Annotated in this window: 17 protein-coding genes; 12 read left to right on the forward strand and 5 right to left on the reverse strand. The window is 37.0% G+C overall.

Annotation, left to right across the window (positions count from 1 at the left end):
• The first annotated feature begins 24 nt into the window (after positions 1–24).
• A complete protein-coding gene (locus OQ267_RS17130; RefSeq protein ID WP_253249021.1) occupies positions 25–330 on the forward strand; it encodes a hypothetical protein in 306 nt (101 codons plus the stop codon).
• Here the strand turns inward: OQ267_RS17130 and OQ267_RS17135 are convergent.
• Positions 327–1,289, reverse strand: coding sequence for an alpha/beta hydrolase (locus OQ267_RS17135; RefSeq protein WP_265837104.1), 963 nt, complete (start codon positions 1,287–1,289; stop codon positions 327–329). The genes OQ267_RS17130 and OQ267_RS17135 overlap by 4 nt on opposite strands.
• Positions 1,290–1,414: 125 nt before the next feature.
• Here OQ267_RS17135 and OQ267_RS17140 point away from each other — a divergent pair, with 125 nt between their 5' ends.
• Positions 1,415–2,461 (forward strand): metallophosphoesterase, encoded by a 1,047-nt coding sequence (locus tag OQ267_RS17140; RefSeq protein WP_265837106.1) that lies wholly within the window; start codon positions 1,415–1,417, stop codon positions 2,459–2,461.
• Here OQ267_RS17140 and OQ267_RS17145 read toward each other — a convergent pair.
• Positions 2,454–3,578 (reverse strand): sensor histidine kinase, encoded by a 1,125-nt coding sequence (locus OQ267_RS17145; protein ID WP_265837107.1) that lies wholly within the window; start codon positions 3,576–3,578, stop codon positions 2,454–2,456. The genes OQ267_RS17140 and OQ267_RS17145 overlap by 8 nt on opposite strands.
• A gap of 203 nt (positions 3,579–3,781) precedes the next feature.
• On the opposite strand from OQ267_RS17145, the gene OQ267_RS17150 reads away from it, so the two are divergent.
• A complete protein-coding gene (locus OQ267_RS17150) occupies positions 3,782–5,254 on the forward strand; it encodes a glycoside hydrolase family 130 protein (RefSeq protein ID WP_088301408.1) in 1,473 nt (490 codons plus the stop codon).
• Positions 5,255–5,320: 66 nt separating this feature from the next.
• On the opposite strand, the gene OQ267_RS17155 is transcribed toward OQ267_RS17150, so the two are convergent.
• Positions 5,321–7,612 carry a glycosyltransferase gene (locus OQ267_RS17155; RefSeq protein ID WP_265818121.1) on the reverse strand — a complete coding sequence of 764 codons (2,292 nt, stop codon included), beginning with the start codon at positions 7,610–7,612 and terminating at the stop codon, positions 5,321–5,323.
• Positions 7,613–7,744: 132 nt separating this feature from the next.
• On the opposite strand from OQ267_RS17155, the gene OQ267_RS17160 reads away from it, so the two are divergent.
• A complete protein-coding gene (locus OQ267_RS17160) occupies positions 7,745–8,515 on the forward strand; it encodes a Ku protein (protein ID WP_265818120.1) in 771 nt (256 codons plus the stop codon).
• Positions 8,516–8,582: 67 nt separating this feature from the next.
• Here OQ267_RS17160 and OQ267_RS17165 read toward each other — a convergent pair whose 3' ends face one another.
• Entirely contained in the window at positions 8,583–9,701 is a 1,119-nt protein-coding gene (locus OQ267_RS17165; RefSeq protein WP_265837109.1) for an alpha/beta hydrolase, read from the reverse strand.
• Positions 9,702–9,845: 144 nt separating this feature from the next.
• Between OQ267_RS17165 and OQ267_RS17170 the strand changes: the two genes are divergently transcribed.
• Both OQ267_RS17170 and OQ267_RS17175 read left to right on the forward strand, forming a co-directional pair.
• On the forward strand, positions 9,846–10,190 hold the full coding sequence (locus tag OQ267_RS17170; RefSeq protein WP_265837110.1) for an STAS/SEC14 domain-containing protein: 345 nt from the start codon (positions 9,846–9,848) through the stop codon (positions 10,188–10,190).
• 47 nt (positions 10,191–10,237) lie between these two features.
• Positions 10,238–10,372 (forward strand): hypothetical protein, encoded by a 135-nt coding sequence (locus tag OQ267_RS17175; RefSeq protein WP_256387651.1) that lies wholly within the window; start codon positions 10,238–10,240, stop codon positions 10,370–10,372.
• A 123-nt stretch (positions 10,373–10,495) separates the two neighbouring features.
• Here OQ267_RS17175 and OQ267_RS17180 read toward each other — a convergent pair whose 3' ends face one another.
• Positions 10,496–10,927 (reverse strand): response regulator transcription factor, encoded by a 432-nt coding sequence (locus OQ267_RS17180; RefSeq protein ID WP_265837111.1) that lies wholly within the window; start codon positions 10,925–10,927, stop codon positions 10,496–10,498.
• Positions 10,928–11,012: 85 nt separating this feature from the next.
• On the opposite strand from OQ267_RS17180, the gene OQ267_RS17185 reads away from it, so the two are divergent.
• From OQ267_RS17185 to OQ267_RS17210, 6 genes are all read left to right on the forward strand, one after another.
• Positions 11,013–13,226, forward strand: a complete 2,214-nt coding sequence (locus OQ267_RS17185; RefSeq protein WP_265837112.1) for an ATP-binding protein — start codon at positions 11,013–11,015, stop codon at positions 13,224–13,226.
• 2 nt (positions 13,227–13,228) lie between these two features.
• Positions 13,229–13,648 (forward strand): response regulator, encoded by a 420-nt coding sequence (locus OQ267_RS17190; RefSeq protein ID WP_088300499.1) that lies wholly within the window; start codon positions 13,229–13,231, stop codon positions 13,646–13,648.
• Between the two features lie 91 nt (positions 13,649–13,739).
• Positions 13,740–14,324 (forward strand): biliverdin-producing heme oxygenase, encoded by a 585-nt coding sequence (locus OQ267_RS17195; RefSeq protein WP_088300498.1) that lies wholly within the window; start codon positions 13,740–13,742, stop codon positions 14,322–14,324.
• Positions 14,325–14,506: 182 nt separating this feature from the next.
• Positions 14,507–14,686: a hypothetical protein gene (locus tag OQ267_RS17200; protein ID WP_029285984.1), complete on the forward strand. Its 180-nt coding sequence runs from the start codon at positions 14,507–14,509 to the stop codon at positions 14,684–14,686.
• 888 nt (positions 14,687–15,574) lie between these two features.
• Positions 15,575–17,044 carry an IMP dehydrogenase gene (guaB, locus tag OQ267_RS17205; protein WP_088301304.1) on the forward strand — a complete coding sequence of 490 codons (1,470 nt, stop codon included), beginning with the start codon at positions 15,575–15,577 and terminating at the stop codon, positions 17,042–17,044.
• A 496-nt stretch (positions 17,045–17,540) separates the two neighbouring features.
• The gene (locus tag OQ267_RS17210; RefSeq protein ID WP_265837115.1) at positions 17,541–20,120 is read left to right on the forward strand and encodes a TonB-dependent receptor; all 2,580 of its coding nucleotides are present in this window, start codon (positions 17,541–17,543) and stop codon (positions 20,118–20,120) included.
• Positions 20,121–20,302 lie beyond the last annotated feature (182 nt).

Here is a 20,302-nt window from a genome sequence, read left to right on the forward strand (position 1 = left end):
TTAACTATGCCCACTTCCATTATTATGAAAGTAATTATTGCAAAATGGTTACCCGAAAGTGATGATGAAAGCCCTAAATCGTTGCAAAATGCCGGAAAGTATATCGGAATTTTAGAACGGTTATTAATTTTTATCTTTATTACAACCAATCATTTTGAAGCAGTAGGATTTTTACTTGCAGCAAAATCCATCTTTCGTTTTGGTGATTTAAAAGAGGCGCATGATTTAAAGTTAACAGAATATGTTTTAATCGGAACCTTATTAAGTTTTGGTATAGCCATTATTGTTGCACTCACCATAAACACCTGGATAGGCCGGCTTCTGCTTTAATTCAAGGGTTTAAACTGCTTGTCTAAAAAGTTAATCATGAGGGTATGAACTTGTTCAAACCAAGGGTTAAATAGCCAAAAAGGATGGGGTGTATCAGGCAATGTATGAATTTCTGAATAGATTCCGAATGGTTTTATTTTGGCAATTAAATCATCTCTTCCGGCATGAAAGCGTGGTAAAGAACTATTTATAAATAACATGGGGACTGTTTGTTTACCGGCATGATAAAGTGCAGAAGCATTGTGCCATAATTCAGGGGCTTGTTTTAAATCAGTACCAAGCCATATCGCAGCAACAGATTTCCGGTTTGGATCTGTACTGACTTCAGCAGACTCAGGATGGTCAAAAGCCAATACGCCATCTACATCTATTACAGCCTGAACATTACTAGAGTGTCCATTAATTTCTTCCTTTTCAAATTGAGGATCATTATTTGTAGTGCCAATTAAAGCTGCCAGCTGCCCGCCGGCCGAAAATCCAGTTATGGCAATTTTGTTGGTATCGATATTAAACTTTGAAGCATTCGCTTTTATCCATCGAATGGTGTTTTTCAAATCATACACAGCGGCAGGAAACTGTGCATGTGTAGATAACCTGTAATCGGCAGTAATAGAAACATAACCACCTTGAGCGATTTTCTGTGCCAATGGAATGTTTTGGCTGCGATGACCTGATCGCCAGCCTCCGCCAAAAACAAATAATACTGCCGGTAATGGTTTACGGTTGTGTTTTGGATAAATAACATCAAGAGATAAATCACCTGTTGGATATTTAGCGTATACCATGTTACTTTTGATTTTGAAATCACCTTTAACCAATGGTTGTGCTATACTGATGTATGGCCGCTTTTTATGCTCCTTAAGGTAGGTAGTATATACACTAAAGGAGGTATCTGGCAGGATTTTTTGAGCCTGAGTGCTGGTATAAAAAAATAATAGAAAAATGACAAGGCGTTTCATTCAGGTAAATATATAGAATAGTTAGTCGGGGTTTGATCTTATATTTGATTAATTTTAAACCTTCATGCATAACACGATTAATGCGAAAATTTTTACAGCACTTATTTGGGGATTGGGTAATTCGAATGTCAAACAAATTTGGTTCAAGACCTGATCTTCACCGTATTCATGAAGCTTTAAGTAAGCTTTTTAACACTATAAGTAAGGAGCCCGGAAAACGTGGACTGGTGTTTGAAATTTCGGAAAAAGATAAAATCATTATTTTTTCGGATCAGCATAAGGGTGCGCGTGATGATGCCGACGACTTTACGCTGGCGGAAAAAAACTATCTGCAGGCACTTGAATACTACAATACCAGTTTTTTCCATTACATCAACCTGGGAGATAGTGAAGAACTTTGGGAGAATTTGCTGGAATCTGTAATTCAGCATCATAAGCAAACCTTTGAAAGAGAAAAATTATTTATTCATCGCAATGCTTTCACAAAGGTTTTTGGAAATCATGACCTCTACTGGGACAATGATCCGTTGGCCGGTTTTAACCTGAATCGCATTTACGGTAAAAAGATTCCGATTTATGAAGGCGTAATTTTAAAGGTAAAATTACAGCATAAAGTGCTGAATATCTTTCTCACCCATGGTCATCAGGGTGATTTGCAAAGCGATGGGAATTGGTTTAGTAAATGGTTTGTCAGCACCATATGGGCACCACTGCAATCATTCTTAAAAATTAATCCCAATACACCGGCTTATGATAACCAGCTAAAAACCATGCACAACAGCATGATGTATAGCTGGCAGGCAGAACAAAAAGATACGGCACTAATTACTGGCCACACACACCAGCCTGTATTTGCATCGCTTACTCACCTGGAAAGAGTTTATTTAAAACTTAAAAATGCAACTATTGCGCATGATCAACCTGTAATGGATAAATTAAATGAAGAACTAAAAAAAAGAGTAAAAAAAGGAGATGAGGTACCTGAATTTAAAGCATACAAGCCTGGTTATTTCAATAGCGGCTGTTGCTGTTTCAGCGATGGTGATATTACAGGTATCGAAATTGAAAATGGTATGATCCGGTTAATTAAATGGTCTTTTCAAAAATCAGGTGATCCGGAAAGAGTTTTACTGGAAGAAATGAAGCTGGCTGATTTACTGGATGCTATTTAAGGGGCAGTTCTATAAAAAAAGTTGTTCCTTTATCTTTGCCCTCACTTGTTGCCCAGATGCGGCCTTTATGCATATCCACAAACATCCTTGCGGTAATTAATCCCAAGCCATTAACATTTTCATGTTGGGTTGGCGCAGAACTTAATTGGGAAAATTTCATAAGTAAGCGTTCCAGATCCGATTCATTCAGACCTACGCCATGATCTTTTATGGCAATGGTTACCCTGTTTTCTGCCATTTGATGAGAAATCCGGATTTCGCTATCTGCATAAGAGAATTTAATCGCATTATGAAGCAATTGGAAAAATAGCTCCTGCAGTTTAATCTGATCACCAAAAATTTCTACCGGTGTATCAATATTGATGGTAAATGCCTGGTTTTTATTTTTAGAAATAACATTCAGATCTTTTACGGTTTTAGATAACAATTCGCGGAGATTTATTTTATTTTTCTGCGGTTTGAAAGACCCGGTCTCCCTTCTGGCTGAACTTAGTATCTGGTTTAGATTGTCAACCATCCTTTTAGATTGACTGTTGATTTTTTCTGCGATAGTTATAGTTCTTTCATCTGCACCAGGCATTCTGCTTACCAATTCAGATTGAAGGGATATGGTGGTCATCGGATTTTTCAGGTCGTGGATAAGCACATGCAGGCGATCATCCTGCGCCCTCAGCGTTTTTCTGAAGGCCATTCGCGTTTCCAGTTTTTCTGATATCATCACGGCCAGCCTGTTTAACATGTTCAGTTGGTTTTGAGTAGCAGTTTGAAAATGCTGGCCATGTACAATGATGGCACCCAGATTTTGTCCTTCTGCAGATTTAATCACTGCTCCGGCAAAAAATTGGAATAAAAAAGATTGATCATTGGCATGTACAAATTCCGATGCATTGCCGGTAACCACATCTTCATCCGCTGTTTTAATCAGGTTAAAAAGATATGGATTGATTTCTGGCGCTGCATGCTTACCAATTAAAGCTTTTATGAAAGTACCGTGCTTGTCAAAAAATCCGATAGCAGCATCAGTTACTTCAAAAATCTCAGCGGCCAGTTTTGCAAAGTTGTTAAAGCTTTCTTCAGCAGGTGTATTTAAGATCTCATATTCATATAATTTTTGCATATGCAATTCTTCATTAAAACATATATTTTGATCTGAAACCTGATGTAAATGCATTTAAAGGTATGATTAAAGTGGGTAATGGATTAAAGGTAAAGATTCTCATTAAAAGGATAAATAATATAAACAATTAAGTTGTAACTTTAGTTACTATAGCTAATGTCATCGTAAGATGAACATTATAATTATCAAAACATTATTCAAAAATGAGATTATATATAGAACGTAAGCCCGTTAAGGTTAATCCAGATACGAAACGTGTAATTGCCCGTTTTTTTTTTAACGGAGAAGAAAGAGCACTGGAAGTGATCAGAAAAGTTTTGGAGTTTTCTGATGATAAAGTATTTTCACTCATCTCTCCGATTTTACAGGAGTATTCTAAAAGACACCGTAACATTACGAAAATTTTAAACCGGCATTGTAAAAAGCTGAAAAAGCAATTTGCTGTACTTGGAACGGATATAGAAGACCTTGATCCATATACCAGATTACTTATTGGTGCGTATTTTACGCATGAATATTCTATTGAATCGGCTGCGTTTTTTAATCCAAGTATTGTAGACGATCCCGATCAGACTGATCTTGTAGAAGGAGAGAAAAGGGTGATCATCAGTTTCAGGGCAGTAGGTGAAGGACACATTTCATCTATCGTTTTCCGTCGGGCATTGATTGATAAGAATAATAATATACAGGTTTTGCCGGTAGGCAATTATGTGGATGAGGCAGAGGTAGTGAAGAATGCAATTTATGTAAAGAAACTGTTCTTTAAGAAAGCTGCCTATGCACAGATTGATCCATCTGTTATTGAAGAAATTGAAGCAAAACTGGATGATCGTTTTGAATACACCAGTTTGAGTAATATTATTAAAGATTCAAAAAGCCTGCATAATGAAAATCCCTCACGCCTGGTAGAATACGATAAAGTGCTTTGGCTATCAGATACTTATCATACCATTTCTTTTTCTAAAGATACCGATATATCAGACCGGGTAATTTTTCCAATTTCGGAGTTCGAACGCAAGGGGATTGAAGATGCACGCTTTGTAAAATTTGTTAAAGATGACGGGAAGGTATTATATTACGCCACCTATACTGCTTTTGATGGTTCGCTTATTATACCTAAGTTGGTGCAAACAGAAGATTTCTATGAGTTTAAAGTAATCCCTTTATATGGAGATGGTGCCCAAAATAAAAACCTTGCTCTTTTTCCCCGCAAAATAAATGGAAAATACGTGATGATGAGCAGAATTGATGGATGGAACAATTACCTGATGTTTTCTGATAAGGTAAATGTTTGGGAAAATCCTATATTGCTGAAACAACCGCGTTACGACTGGGAATTGGTACAGATTGGTAATTGTGGCTCACCAATAGAAACTGAAAAGGGATGGTTGGTAATTACACATGGGGTTGGTCCAATGAGACGATACTGTATTGGAGTGGTATTGCTGGATCTGGAAGATCCGAGCAAAGAAATCGGGCATTTAAAAGAGCCGCTGATTATTCCAAACAATGATGAACGTGAAGGTTATGTGCCAAATGTAGTGTATTCCTGTGGTTCGATTATAAGCAATGGAGAACTGATAATTCCTTATGGATTATCTGATTACAGTTCGTCTTTTGCCACTGTAAACTTAGAATTGTTGCTGAACAAATTGCTTGAAAACGGGAAGGGATAAATAGGATAAGATACTTTTCTATTATGAAACAAGAAGGGCTGATTCAAATGAATCAGCCCTTCTTTATTATTTTGAATTTTGATGTTTTACAAATTCTTCTTCCTCTTCAAATAGCGAGGGGGAAAGCGTTTCATATTCAGCCTCTGCCGCTTTCAAAACGGTAAGATGAGAAACAAAATAGGCTAATGTACTTTCAGCACCCTGATTTCTGTTTACACTATTAAACTGTAAGCCATCCGCACAGCCATGTGTTTCAAAATCATATAAAGGAATGTGCATACTGTTTTTGCCTAAAAACCACTCATAACTGGTATACATTAAACTCAGGTATTTACTGTCTTTGGTAATTTCATAGGTTTTACCGTAAAGCAGTACCATTGCCATGGTTTCAATGGCTTGCTGGTCATAAATTGGATTTTTTCCATGCTTCCTCATCCAGCCCGCATTTCCAACAGGGTTTAAATAACCATTTTCAAAAGAAAAACTATTCAGGAAATTAATGCTTTCCATCGCTATCTGGTAAGATTCATTGTCGCCGGTTGCTTCATAGTGATGTAATAATGCCAGAGGTAAAATCGCATTATCGTAAGTTAGTATATCTTCAAACCAATGCCAGTCTCCATCTTTATTGGCTTGATAGGATAGCTTCAAACTTTCTGCCAGCTGGTTCCCCTCATTTATAATCGGTTTATCACCGGGATGCGCGAGTAAATAATAAGAAATTCCGATGAGTGTATTTGCCATCCCACGCAAATGCTTTAAGCCTTTAAAATGAGGTACTGCATTAAAGAAAAGTTCCCTTCCAAACTCACGGTATGAATTATTAGGCGCAACACCAATTAAATAACCTAAAGACCATATTGTTCTGCCGAAAGCATCTTCAGAACCAATTTCGTCCAGATAATTGCGGTTAAAACTTAAGAAATTTCTAAAGTTTCCATCTTCTGTATGCATGTATTGAATAAAGCTCAGGTAAACAGGCATCAACTTTAATGCTGCCTGATTTTTATTTTGCTCATAAGCCATTAAAGCCATAATTAAGGCTCTGGCATTATCATCAATGCAATAACCTTCTTTCAGATTCGGAATGCCAAAACGTGCATGTTGAATAATTCCGGTATCATCTGTAAGCAAGCTAATATGACTTAGGTTGAGTGCCGGCATGCTTTCCACATCTATAATAGGAGGGGTTACCCTTTCAGGTTTTTCTCCGTCTGCTATGGCTTGCTGTAAAGTAGAAAGATATACATTGCCTATTGCTGGCCATCTTAGTTTTAAGCCATATTGATAAGCATTTGATTTAAGCTCCTGATGTTTAGCTTCATCTGATAGCAATTCATTTACAATGTTGGCCAGGGCCTTATCGTTTTTAAAATCAAATAATTTGCCCCGGTTATCTGCCAGTAATTCTTCTGCATGCCAATATGGTGTAGAAACAACAGCAGCACCTGCACCAACAGCATATGATAATGTACCACTTGTAATTTGTGCTTCATTTAAATAAGGTGTTATATATAAATAACAAGCCGTTAAATATTGGTGAAGTTCATTTTCAGATACAAACTTATTGACGAAGGCAATATTATTTTCTACGCCTAAATCTTTAGCCAGTGCTTTTAAACTATCACGATATTCTTCACCGTTATGTCTAACAACTCCGGGATGTGTATTGCCCAGAATCACATATAAAACATCCGGATGTTGCGAAACAATGCTTGGTAAGGCTTTAATCACTGTTTCTAGGCCTTTGTTGCGGCTAATCAGCCCGAATGTAAACAGTACTTTTCTATTTTTAAACAATTCGCTTCGCGAAATTTCATTGTTCGCAATAGGTTCCAGGTTAGGAACACCATGTTCTATTAATTTGATAGAGGTTGAAGGAATTTGGTAAATGCTGGTTAAAAATAACACTGCTTTTTTACTCATTACCACAATTTTTGAAGATTTTAATGCAATTTCCTTAATAATGGTCTGTTGCATAAAATTTGGTTCCTTTAACACCGTATGCAAAATGGTAATAAAAGGTTTTTTGAGCTTATTAATCAGCGAAAGCAAAAAAACACCACTATTGCCACCATAAATTCCAAACTCATGTTCAATGATACAAGTATCTACATCACTATCATTAATAAAATTAGCAGCTTCAATATAATCCTGCTGATTCTGTTGCCTGATGATGAATTTTACTTCTGAAGGATAAGCATGTTCATTAAGATCATCAGATTCGTTCATCGCAATAACAAAACTTTTATCTGCCTGGTAAGATGGATTGATACTTAACGCATTGATTAAATTGTAATTGAACGTAGCTAGACCGCATTCGCGAGGAGGATAAGTTGAAATATATGCGATTTTCATATTAATATATAAGTTAATGTCCTATTATAACGCACGGATAGCTAAAATGGTTTTGGTTCGGCATCATTTATGAAATTTTGAAACAAACAATATCAATTAAGGGCTTGTTAGTCTGGATAAATAAATGACATAATGAGATCAATTTGGAAAGGCGCAATAGGATTTGGTTTGGTTAATATACCCGTTAAATTATTCTCGGGTGTACAAACTACCCATTTGGATTTGGATATGCTTGATGAACGTGACCATGAAAAAATCCGTTATCAGCGTGTAAATGATAAAACGCACAAAGAGGTACCGTATGAAAAGATTGTAAAGGGGTATTTTCTTAAGGATAAATATATTATTCTGGAAAAACATGATTTTGAAGAAGCTGCACCTGAAAAAACCAAAATTATCGAACTGGAGAACTTTGTTGATATTAAAGACATTAATCCCATATACTATGAAACCTCTTATTACACCGAACCAGAAAAACAGGGTAAAAAGGCCTATGCATTATTACTGAAAGCACTCCAGAAATCAGGAAAAGCAGGTGTAGCCAGGTTTGTATTAAGAAATACCGAAAATCTTTGTGTTATACATCCAATGGAAAATGTTATTATTATCACGAAGATCAGGTTTGAACAGGAAATCAGGAGCTTAGATGAGATCAATAAGGCAGATGATATTACCATAACCAAAAAAGAGATGGATGTTGGTTTGGCGCTGATCAAACAATACAGTTCTAAATTTGACCTGAGCTCATTTAAAGACGATTACAGCAATGAACTGCTTAAAATTATAAAAGCCAAGGCAAAAGGCAAGCGGGCAACGGTGAAAAAAATGAAGCCACAAAAGGCATCAAGTGATGATTTGTATGATCAGTTAATGCAAAGCCTCGGATCTAAAAAAGGTGCTTAACATTTATATATGATAAAGTGAAATAAAACGCCTGTAATTTTACAGGCGTTTTAACTTTAATGAAGTTCTATTTAAAGGCTGCTTTCAATTGTTCTGCAGCATATGCCTGGGCCGCTTTAGCTTCCGGTACAACAGCTGCCATTCCAAAAAATTCATGTGTTACACCTTCATAATTTCTGCTGTTTACCTTTACGCCTGCCTCAGCCAGTTTATTGGCCAACATGGTGCCATCATCATGCAAAGGATCTATTTCTGCAGTGATAATAGTGGTTGGTGGCAACCCTTTCAGTTTGGCATTTACCAAGGAAATTTTAGGGTTTTGTGCTTCAATCATTGTGGTCAGGTATTTTTCCGTAAACCAGGTCATCATGGCTTTATTTAATGGTTTGGCATTGGCGTACATTTTATAAGATTCCGTATTCATATTGGCTTGTGCAATAGGATATACCAAAACTTCGTGTACCGGAACCATAATATTTTTATCTCTGGCCATAATGGAAACGTTTGCAGCCAGATTTCCTCCAGCACTTTCTCCAACAACGGCAATTTTAGCGGGGTCTCCTTTCAGGCTCACTGCATTTTTAATCGCCCATTCATATGCGGCAAAGGCATCGTTATGTGCGGTGGGGAATTTGTTTTCTGGTGCCAAACGATAGGCTACTGAAACCACAACTGCATTAACCTGTTCTGCAAGGCCTTGAGCAGAAGCATTGTAAACGTCAAGATTTGCAATAACGAAACCACCGCCATGATAATAAACAATTACAGGAAAGGGACCATTGCCTGATTTCGGTGTATAAATGCGTAAATGAACTTTTCCACCTGGAACATCAATGTCTTTTCCGGTAGTATCAACCATTGGAGCAGGTAATTTTATGTGATTTACTTTGATCAGATCCATAACGGCATCAGTAGGCGTATGATTTTTTCTGGCATCTGCAGCACTAAGTGTTTCTATGGGTTTATCACCATAGCTTGCTAATTTTTCAATCACTGACTGCATTTCCGGCTTAATGCTTTGTCCCCATTCTGGTGGCGGACCAGCAGGTTTTAAACCGGTACTCGCTGTTGAATCTGCAGTTAAAGAATCAGTAGAAGTGTTGGTCTTGGTCGTGTTTGTACAGGCGGAAACTGTAATCGCTACAGACAGTGTGGCTATCAGTAGCCTATTTAAATTGCTTTTCATAGGTTTAATTTATTGTTTTTATTAAAGTTGTTTTAATAACGTTATCAGGAAGATAAGAGTTTTAAATGCTTTACAACTTTACAGATTTTTAATATTATTCAAACTTCTTAAGTGTTCGTGCTGTTCTAAGTAAAACCGTTTAATATGTTAACTGAAATTACAGGATTACCCGATCATATTTTTGGCGTTCGGGCTACTGGTGTGGTAAGTGCCGATGATTTGAAAGATGTTCTGCTTCCTGGCCTGGCCAGAACATCAGATCGCTTCGGAGAAATCAGGTATTTACTGGTACTGGATACTGAAGTTAAAAATTTCACCACAGGCGCATGGATTCAGGATGCTAAAGCAGGTTTGCAAAACTTTACCAAGTGGAAGAAAATTGCTGTGGTAAGTGCTGAAAAAAGTGTAGAATGGTTTTCTGATTTTTTTACTTTTTTAACACCAGGCAACTCCAGGGGATTTAAACCTGATGAAATAGATGAAGCCTAAGCCTGGATTGCCACTGAAGATTAAATTACATTAATTAAAATATTATTATGAAAGATTCAAAAACAGCAGCAGAAAAAAATAAAGCAACAGCACCCAAAAATGGGAAAGCTAAGAGTGCAGATGAAAAGGTAACTTCAGCAAAAGATGCCAAGAAAGTCGACGTAGCTAAAAAGAAGGATTAATCTGTAAAATTGTAATTATGCAGGCAGGAAATAAATGATTATTGCAAGGTTTATTTCTTGCCGATAACTGAACACCTAAACTAAAAGGAGTAAATTACGCCTTTTTGGAATAAAATTTATGTGCTAAGCTTTTAATAATGCGTATATTTTATCCATTAACTCATCAATATTAAATGGCTTTGCCATGAAATCGTCCGCAGAAACATTATCGAGAATATAATTATTTGAGTTATAACGTGCAGAAATCATCAATACAGGTATATGACTTGTAGCCTTTGCTTTTTTTAATTCTTTAAGGAGCACCCGACCATCAATATCAGGAAGCATAATGTCCATTATGATCACGTCAGGTTTGAATTCCTGTACATGATTTAGAAAATTTGTTCCATTATTTAAGCCTTCAACATGGAAAGCTTCACTTTCTAGAATGAGCGTAATTACATCTAAAATAGCATGGTTATCTTCAACAACCAGAATGTTTTTTTTTGCCAAGTTTTGCAATTGATTTTTTAAAATTTTAACAAATATAAAATAAAAAATAAATGTTAAGCTCAATCATTTAAATTGCACTACTGCTAAACCTATGCTTCATACTTATTAATTGAAAAATTCTAATATTTTTGTAGCATCTAAATTTAATATGAATCAATTTTCTGTAGATCTTACAAATTGCGATAAAGAGCCCATTCATATCCCTGGAAAAATTCAGGCACATGGTTTTTTAATTGCCGTACATAAAAACGATTTTCACATTACTTATGTAAGTGAGAATATTAATTGTTTTTTGAGCAAACAGGCGAGTGGTCTTCTTGATCAGCCGCTTTCGGCACTGGACCATCTTTTAACGCAGCAGGAACCAGAATTCAACATAGAGGATTTACTTAAACTAGGTATAATCAGGAAAAATTTTGATGCCATTAATCCTCATCCGATAAATATTGATAAAAAGCCGTATTATATTACAATTTCCGAATCTGAAAATAACTGGCTGATAGAATTTGAACCTGTAACCTTACAATATGACATTCAAGGCATAATCGGACGTTCGGCATCTGCCATGTTGCAGGGCAGGAGTGTTTCCTCTTTATTAAAAGGTGCAGCGCTTGAAGTTAAAAAACTCATCAATTATGATCGTGTCATGATTTATAAGTTCTTAAACGATGGTCATGGAGAAGTAGTTGCAGAAGAAAAAAATGATGAACTTGAACCTTTTTTCGGACTTCATTATCCGGCATCCGATATTCCAAAACAGGCAAGGGAATTATATAAACTAAATTTAACCAGGTTAATAGCTGATGTTAATGAGCAGGATTCCGATATCTTAACTTATTTAACCGATCAGCCATTAGATTTAACAAAATCTAATTTAAGGGCAGTTTCACCGATTCATATCCAATATCTAAAAAATATGGGTGTGTACTCCAGTTTCAGTATTTCGCTGATCTCTCATGGTGAACTATGGGGATTAATTGCCTGCCATAATTATTCACCTAAATTTATTGATTATAAAGCAAGGGAAGGTGCGAAACTGATTGGTCAGATCTTGTCATCCGCATTGGAATATCGCCAGGACGAAGAAGATTCTGAAATGGTTGAACAGTTTAAAAGCACTGCAGCCATACTTTCTGAATACCTCAGCCAGGATAAGTATTTGATTGATGCCCTTACCGATCATCAAAGAAATATTTTATCTATTACCAATGCAACGGGTGCAGCTATAATTTTTGAAAAGAGACTAAAAACAATTGGGCAGGTTCCGGCTGATGAAGATATTTTAGAATTGGCAGAATGGTTGAAAGCCAGCAACGATGAATCCATCTACTATACTCATCGTTTATCGGAAATACATTCGCCGGCAAAGAAATATAAAGACATTGCTTCAGGAATCTTGGCCTGTAATATCAGTAAAGATCTTGGCGAAATGATTATTTGGTTTAAGCCTGAACTCATAACAACTATAAACTGGGCTGGAAATCCAGATAAAGAAGTTGTATTGTCTGAAAATGGATTACTTAATCTATCACCCAGAAAATCTTTTGAAGCCTGGTCGGAAGTGGTCAGCAATACCTCTGAAAAATGGATGGCAGAAGAAATTGCCTCCGTTTTAAGGATTCGTGAAATTATCATTACGGATGTAAATAAAAAGGCCAATGAAATCAGGTTATTGAATGAAAAATTGCAATCTGCTTATGAAGAGCTTGATACTTTCAGTTATACCATCTCCCATGATTTAAGAACACCATTAACTTCTATCAAAACATATGCGGAATTAATGCTGAAAAACAAAAGTCTTGATGATCATGCAATCAAGATGTTGAGCAGGATTTTAATTGGTGCTGATAAAATGAATTTCCTCATTAAGGAAATCTTAAATTTAGCAAGGGTAGGGCGTTCTGAAATTAATTTTGAAACCATTGATATGCCATCCTTGATACAAGAAATCAAATCTGAAGTATGGGCGGCTTTCAAAGCAGACAAATCCGAATTGATTTTAGGCCATTTGCCAAATATAAAGGGAGATAGGACCATGATTGCGCAAGTATTTACAAATCTGATGAGTAATGGGGTCAAATACTCTTTAATGGTAGAAAAACCTGTCATAGAGATTTCTGCGTATATTGAGGGAGGAGAAACGGTTTATGCCATTAAAGATAATGGTATAGGAATTGATAACAGGTATTACGACAGGGTTTTTGAACTGTTTAAGCGCATGGATAATGTTAAAGAAATTGAAGGGACTGGTGTTGGTTTAGCCATTGTTAAACGAGTGGTTGAGCGGCATCACGGCCGCGTTTGGTTTGAAAGCAAGCTGAATGCCGGGTCTACGTTTTACGTAGCTTTTAAAAATTTATAATAATGAGTACACCAGATATATTTTACGTTGAGGATGATGAAGATTATGCTTTTTTTATGCAGAGTGCCATCAAGGAGGTAGGAGATACATTGAATATTGCTATTGTTGAAGATGGCGCCAAAGCTTTGGCCAAACTGCAACAGTTTGCAGAAAGTAAAATCAAACCCAAATTAATTTTATTGGATTTAAACCTGCCAGGATTGTCTGGATTGGATTTGCTGAAATTTATACGCGATATTCCTTATTTAAAATCGATACCAGTGATTTTATTTTCCACTTCAGATAATCCGGATGATGTAAAAGCATCTATTGAATTTGGTGCCAATGCATATCTTACTAAGCCTGATGGCTATGATAACCTGGTGAAATGTGTACATTCGGTACACGATTTCTGGTTTAACAAGCACCTGAGAATGAATTAACTCAATATAATAAAATAAAAATAAAAGATTCGGATGGGTTATTCGAATCTTTTATTTTTATATCCATTTTAATTTAAAAATAACGAATAGAATGATTGCCGATATATTAAGAACAGAAACAGCTGAAAAACACAAAAAACTGGAATCGTTAATGTTTGTTCACGACATTATGAATCACACGCTAAGTGTAAATGATTATAAAAAACTTCTTACCATCAATTATATTATCCATCAAAGGCTGGAAAATAAGCTGGCTAACATGCTTGAAACCAATCTCGCGCAGGAATTGGATATGAATAGCCGATTAAAACTTAATGCACTGGAAAAAGATTTAGCATATTGGAATATTGACAGCTTAACCTTACCGGCTTTAGATTTTGACTTATTTATTCCTGACCAGAACAATGCAGCGATTTTAGGCGCATTATATGTTTTAGAAGGAGCTACATTAGGCGGAAACGTAATTAAGAAACATATCTTAGCTAATCCAAATTTTAAAGATAATGGGGATGGTTTGCATTATTACGGTGTTTATGGGGCAGAATTAGGTGCTAAATGGAAAAAATTTGTAAGTATAATAAATGAAAAGGTTGAGGAAGCTGATTATGAAGTTTGTGTAAATAGCGCTAATCAAACTTTTGATAATCTGATCAGGCTTTCGAAACAAATAAATTAAGTGAACATATTTTCTCACATTATTAAATAAAATACTTGTATAATACGCCAGGGGCATTTTTAGATTGTGAATATGTGTAAAACTTATTTTAAATTAAAATATGCTTTCTCTTGTTAATTCAAGGTAAATATGTATTATTGGAAAAAAATAAATTTTTTAAACCTTAAAAACATCAATTAGCGATGGAAAAATTCTCAAAAGTTAAAGCTGCTGTTGCTGCTATCGAAGCAGATGTGGAAAAATTTTATAATGCTGGCAATGCAGCTGCTGGTACTCGTGTACGTAAAGCGATGCAAGATCTTAAAGTATTAGCACAAGAAATCCGTGCAGAAGTAACTGAAAAGAAAAACTCTGAAAAATAATATTTCGTGAGTATGAAACAAAAAGGGTCTTGGTTAATGCTGAGACCCTTTTTGCTTGAAGCTATATTCTACTGTTGGTTTAAAAAAACACTCAAATTTTTATAGATGTGCATGAATTATGTATTTCGGCGAAAGTGACCCTTCTGTTTCGGGCCAAATTAGCCACCAATTTGATTACCGGATGATGCACATCTAAGTTCCTTTCCTTCTGACAAATATTCACTTCGGATCCAAATCCATTTTCCTCCGAACTTTTCAGTTTAATCCATCCTACTGCCGGATTATCTTCAATTCAGACCTTCCTAAAGATCAAAATCCATTCGCAGATATTGTCACGCTTAAAAAAAATGCCATAATCTCTCCACAGCAACGAAGCTACCATAGTCCATATCAAATTGCAGATATGCTCCCAAGAGTCTTTATTTTATGCAGAAATTGAAAAATTATTTCCGAAATCTAGTCGCGAAAAAAGCTTATCGAAACATCAGAACGGCCAGTTTTCTCCGGAACAGGTAGTCACTTTAAAGCGAAATGGGATGACAATTTAAATGCGGAACGGGCGGCCATTTTTGCCGAAATACCCAAACAATATCTGGTTTAATTTTTTAATCCCAATAAACTGACAGCGTTAATATCATACCCAAACTTAAATTCATTTAATTTTAATTCACTACGGTTTCCCGTATATGGTATATTAAAATTAATTATATCTTTGACTTGAAAGCAAATCACAATAAGGATTATTCCGTTGTGAAAACATTTAGCGCCTCGACTATCTTCGGGGCATTTTTATTTCCTTTTTACATTTCCAAAACACAATCTATTTTTAAAAATCAACTTATTTATCTTATCTTTGCCTGGCAAATAATAAATCGTAATTTATTTGCTATGCAACTCGACTCCACAAAATTTATTGCAACAGGTTTAACTTATGACGACGTACTGCTGGTACCCGCATATTCTGAAATTCTTCCCCGCGATGTAAATACAGCCACTTTCTTAACTAAAAAAATTAAGCTTAACGTCCCATTGATTTCTGCCGCAATGGATACGGTAACAGAAGCTGAACTGGCCATTGCCATTGCGCAAAATGGCGGTATCGGGATGTTGCATAAAAACATGACGATTGACAGACAAGCCGAAGAAGTTCGTAAGGTTAAACGTTCAGAAAGCGGAATGATTCAGGATCCGGTTACTTTGTTAGAAACCGCAGTAGTTGCCGATGCTTTCAAAATTATGAAAGAACACAAAATTGGTGGCATTCCGGTAGTGAGTAGCGATAATAAATTGGTTGGCATTATCACCAACCGTGATTTGCGGTTCCAGAAAAATATGGCGAGGCCAATTGCTGAAGTCATGACAAAAGAAAATCTGATCACTGCCCCGGAAGGAACAAACCTGGTACAGGCAGAAGAAATTCTTCAAAATTATAAAATCGAGAAATTGCCAGTTGTTTCTAAAGATGGTTATTTAAGTGGTTTAATCACTTTCAAAGATATTTCAAAAGTAAAAAATTACCCTGCTGCCTGTAAAGATGAACGTGGTCGCTTACGTGTTGGTGCCGCGGTTGGCGTAACTGCCGATACCCTTCAGCGAGTTGATGCTTTGGTTAGTGCGGGTGTTGATGTCATTACTATTGATACCGCTCACGGGCATTCGAAAGGTGTTGTTGATAAATTAAAAGAAGTAAAAGCAAAATATCCTGATTTGCAGGTAATCGTTGGTAATATTGCTACCGGTGCAGCAGCTAAGTTTTTAGCAGATGCTGGTGCTGATGCCGTTAAAGTGGGTATTGGCCCGGGCTCAATTTGTACCACCAGAATTATTGCTGGTGTAGGTGTGCCACAATTATATGCCGTTTACGAATGTGCTAAGGCATTAAAAGGAACAGGTGTTCCGGTAATTGCCGATGGTGGTATTAAACACACTGGCGATATCGCAAAAGCAATTGCTTCTGGTGCAGATACGGTAATGGCTGGTTCGTTATTCGCCGGAGTAGAAGAGTCTCCAGGTGAAACCATTATCTACGAAGGACGTAAATTTAAATCTTACCGTGGAATGGGTTCTATTGAGGCCATGGAGCAAGGTTCTAAAGACCGTTATTTCCAGGATGTGGAAGATGATATTAAGAAATTAGTTCCGGAAGGAATTGTTGGTCGTGTTCCTTTTAAAGGTACTTTGGCAGAGGTGATGTATCAGTACATCGGCGGACTTCGCGCAAGCATGGGCTACTGCGGTGCAGCTACGATTGAGGCATTACAGGAAGCACAATTTGTTCAGATTACAGCAGCCGGGATGCGCGAAAGTCATCCACACGACATCACCATCACCAAAGAAGCACCTAATTATACAAGGTAAGATTTGAAGTAGTAAGCTAAAGACTAAAGCTTTCCATTCAATTGCATATTCAGCGGCATTGGGAAATCTTCTAAACGAACAATATTACTACGTGGGGCATCCTAAATGATAGCCCCACTTTTTTATACTTTTTTCTCCCATTAATAAGTCAAATCTGCATAGAATTCATCACGTAATGAAATGATGAGTTATCTAAATCTGCGCCATTACATGCAAATTAACTCATTATCTAGCTACAAAATTGTTTACGTTACTATATGTTTATGAAACATAGCTTTTTCTGCAGCAAAACGTCAAATCACAATATTTGCAGCATAAAATTTGGAGAACGCTTTTTTTTAATATATTTGTCTACTAAATCCATAGATTTAATATAAAATATATGACGGGTGATATTCAGAATTGCGCTAATTATTATTGGCGTTTAAACACTCTTCGAAATTTTTCCGTACGGCACGACAATTAAAAATATAAACCAAACACCACTAAATTAATCATGAAGAAAAGTTTACTTATTTTATTTACCATCATCATTTCCACAAGTACAATATTCGCTCAAAATACGGTAAAGGGTATTGTCAAAGGCGCCAATAATATGACCATTCCTGGAGCTACCATTACCATCAGGGGGACCAAAACTGCCACCCTAACCGATGCAAACGGTGCCTTTACTATTGATGCCAGGCAACAACCGCCATTTTATCTCAGAATCAGTTATGTGGGCTACAAACCGCAGGATTTTCAGATTTTAAATTTCCAGGAAACACCTATTGAACTCATTTTGGTAGAAGATACTCAGCTAGATGAGATTGTGGTAACTTCCAGAAGACGATCTGAGGTTCTGCAGGATGTACCTATCCCCATTACGGTGATTGGCGGTCAGGCTGCAGAAAACGCAGGCGCTTTTAACGTAAACCGTTTAAAGGAACTGGTACCATCTGTACAGCTATATGCTTCAAACGCCCGAAATACGACGTTAAATATCAGAGGCTTGGGTTCTACCTTTGGTTTAACCAATGATGGGATTGACCCAGGAGTGGGTTTCTATGTTGATGGCGTTTATCATGCCCGTCCAGCTGCCACGTCGACAGATTTTCTTGATATTGAACAAATAGAAGTTATCCGCGGACCTCAGGGGACGCTTTTTGGCAAAAACACTACTGCGGGTGCCTTCAATATCACCACAACAAAACCAACGCAAACACCTACCGCTAAAGTGGAAATGAGTGTAGGTAACTATAATTTCATACAAGCTAAAACATCAGTTTCCGGAGGTGTGGCAAAAAATCTCGCTGCAAAAATCTCCATCTCCGGTACACAGCGAGATGGTACCATTTACAATACGAGAGAGGAGCGAAGATACAGCGGGCAGAATAACCTTGGTTTTAAAGGACAATTGTATTTCACACCGTCAGATAAATTGAAAATTTTGTTGAGTGGTGATGTCAGTATTCAGCATCCTGCAGGTTATCCGCTGGTAATTGCCGGGGTAAGCCCCACTGAAAGAAGTGCATATCGCCAATATGCCAGGATCGTATCAGACCTGGGTTATCAGCAACCTAAAATTGATCCTTTTTCCAGAGAAATTAATACCAATACGCCTTGGCGACACAATCAATCTATAGGTGGAATATCTTTAAACGTTGATTATAAAATAGGAAATGGAACATTAACAACAACAACAGCCTGGAGATTCTGGAACTGGGATCCAACCAACGACAGAGATTTCTCTGAACTTTCAGCGTTAACAAAATCGCAGGGAAATTCACGACACGACCAGTATTCTCAAGAAATCAGGTATGCAGGTAACATCACAGAAAAGCTGAGTGGTGTTATTGGAGTTTTCGCGTTAAGTCAAAATCTTCAGGGTTTGGGGCAGACGGAAGAAGTGGGTAAAGATCAGTGGAGGTTTGTACAAACAGGTAACACAGGTGCTCAGGCACTATATTCGACACCAGGTTTGTTGGATGGTTATGGAATCAGAACCAATTCAACCATTAAATCATTAAGCACCGCCGTTTTTGGTCAGGTAGATTGGGAAGTGATTGATCATTTACATGTGCTCCCAGGGTTAAGGTTTACCTATGATAAAAAAGACGTTGACTATGACAGAAATACTTACGGCGGTTTACAAACTACTGATGCTGCACTGCTGGCGCTGAAAGCAGCTGTTTACAGCAACCAGCAATTTAATACCAGTACGGAAAATAATAATTTATCAGGTAACATCACAGTATCCTACAGACCAAACCCTAAATTAAATGTATATGGAATCTTTTCTACTGCTTACAAACCAGTTGGGGTAAATGTAGGTGGTTTGCCAACCACACCTAACGGACAAGCCGATTTATCATTAGCGGTAGTAAAACCTGAATATGTGGAGCACTATGAACTTGGCGTTAAAACGAAACCTTTCAAAGGCGCAATCCTGAATGTAACCGCTTTCAATACCGATATTAAAGATTATCAAACCAATGTGCAATCGCCGCAATTGGGTGTAAACAGGGGGTACCTGGCCAATGCGGAGAAAGTGAACGTTAAAGGTTTGGAGATTGATGGAACCTATCAGCTGGAACGTTTCTTAACATTAAATGCGGCATTGGCTTATCTTGACGGAAAATATGTGACGTTTACCAATGCACCGCTTCCGCTGGAAGAAACCGGTCATACCGAATTAGTGAATGGCGTGGCTACTCAGGTAGCCTTTAAAGATGCATCTGGTGGAAGATTGCCCGGGATCTCAAAATGGAATGTTTCTGGTGGTGCAGAGTTTAGCACACCCGGAAATTTGGCTACTAAAGCAGGTCGCTATTTTATTGCCGGTGACGCCAGCTACCGTTCTACTTATTCTTCTAATCCAACACCTTCAAGCGTACTAAATGTACAGGGCTATTCACTTTTGAATGCGAGACTTGGCTTTAAATCGGATAAGTTTTCGGTTTTTGTTTGGAGCAGAAACTTAGCCAATAAAAACTATTACGAGCAGTTACAGGCTGCAGCAGGTAATTCAGGTTTATACGCCGGGGTATTAGGTGATCCAAGAACATACGGTGCTACTTTCCGATACAGTTTTTAATTTTCTCTTTTTGCACTTGCTAGAAGCGCCAATTTTTTGGCGCTTTTTTATTGATTTTACTTCAGGTATGTGCTAATTAAATTTATAAGATAAAACTAAATTTTCTATAATTACTGTTGCTACAATTAACATGCGTAGGCTTAAATATACCTGCAACAGTTTTTTGCAGAATAAAAATTTAC

This window comes from Pedobacter sp. MR22-3, from assembly GCF_026240075.1.
Taxonomy (GTDB): Bacteria; Bacteroidota; Bacteroidia; order Sphingobacteriales; family Sphingobacteriaceae; genus Pedobacter.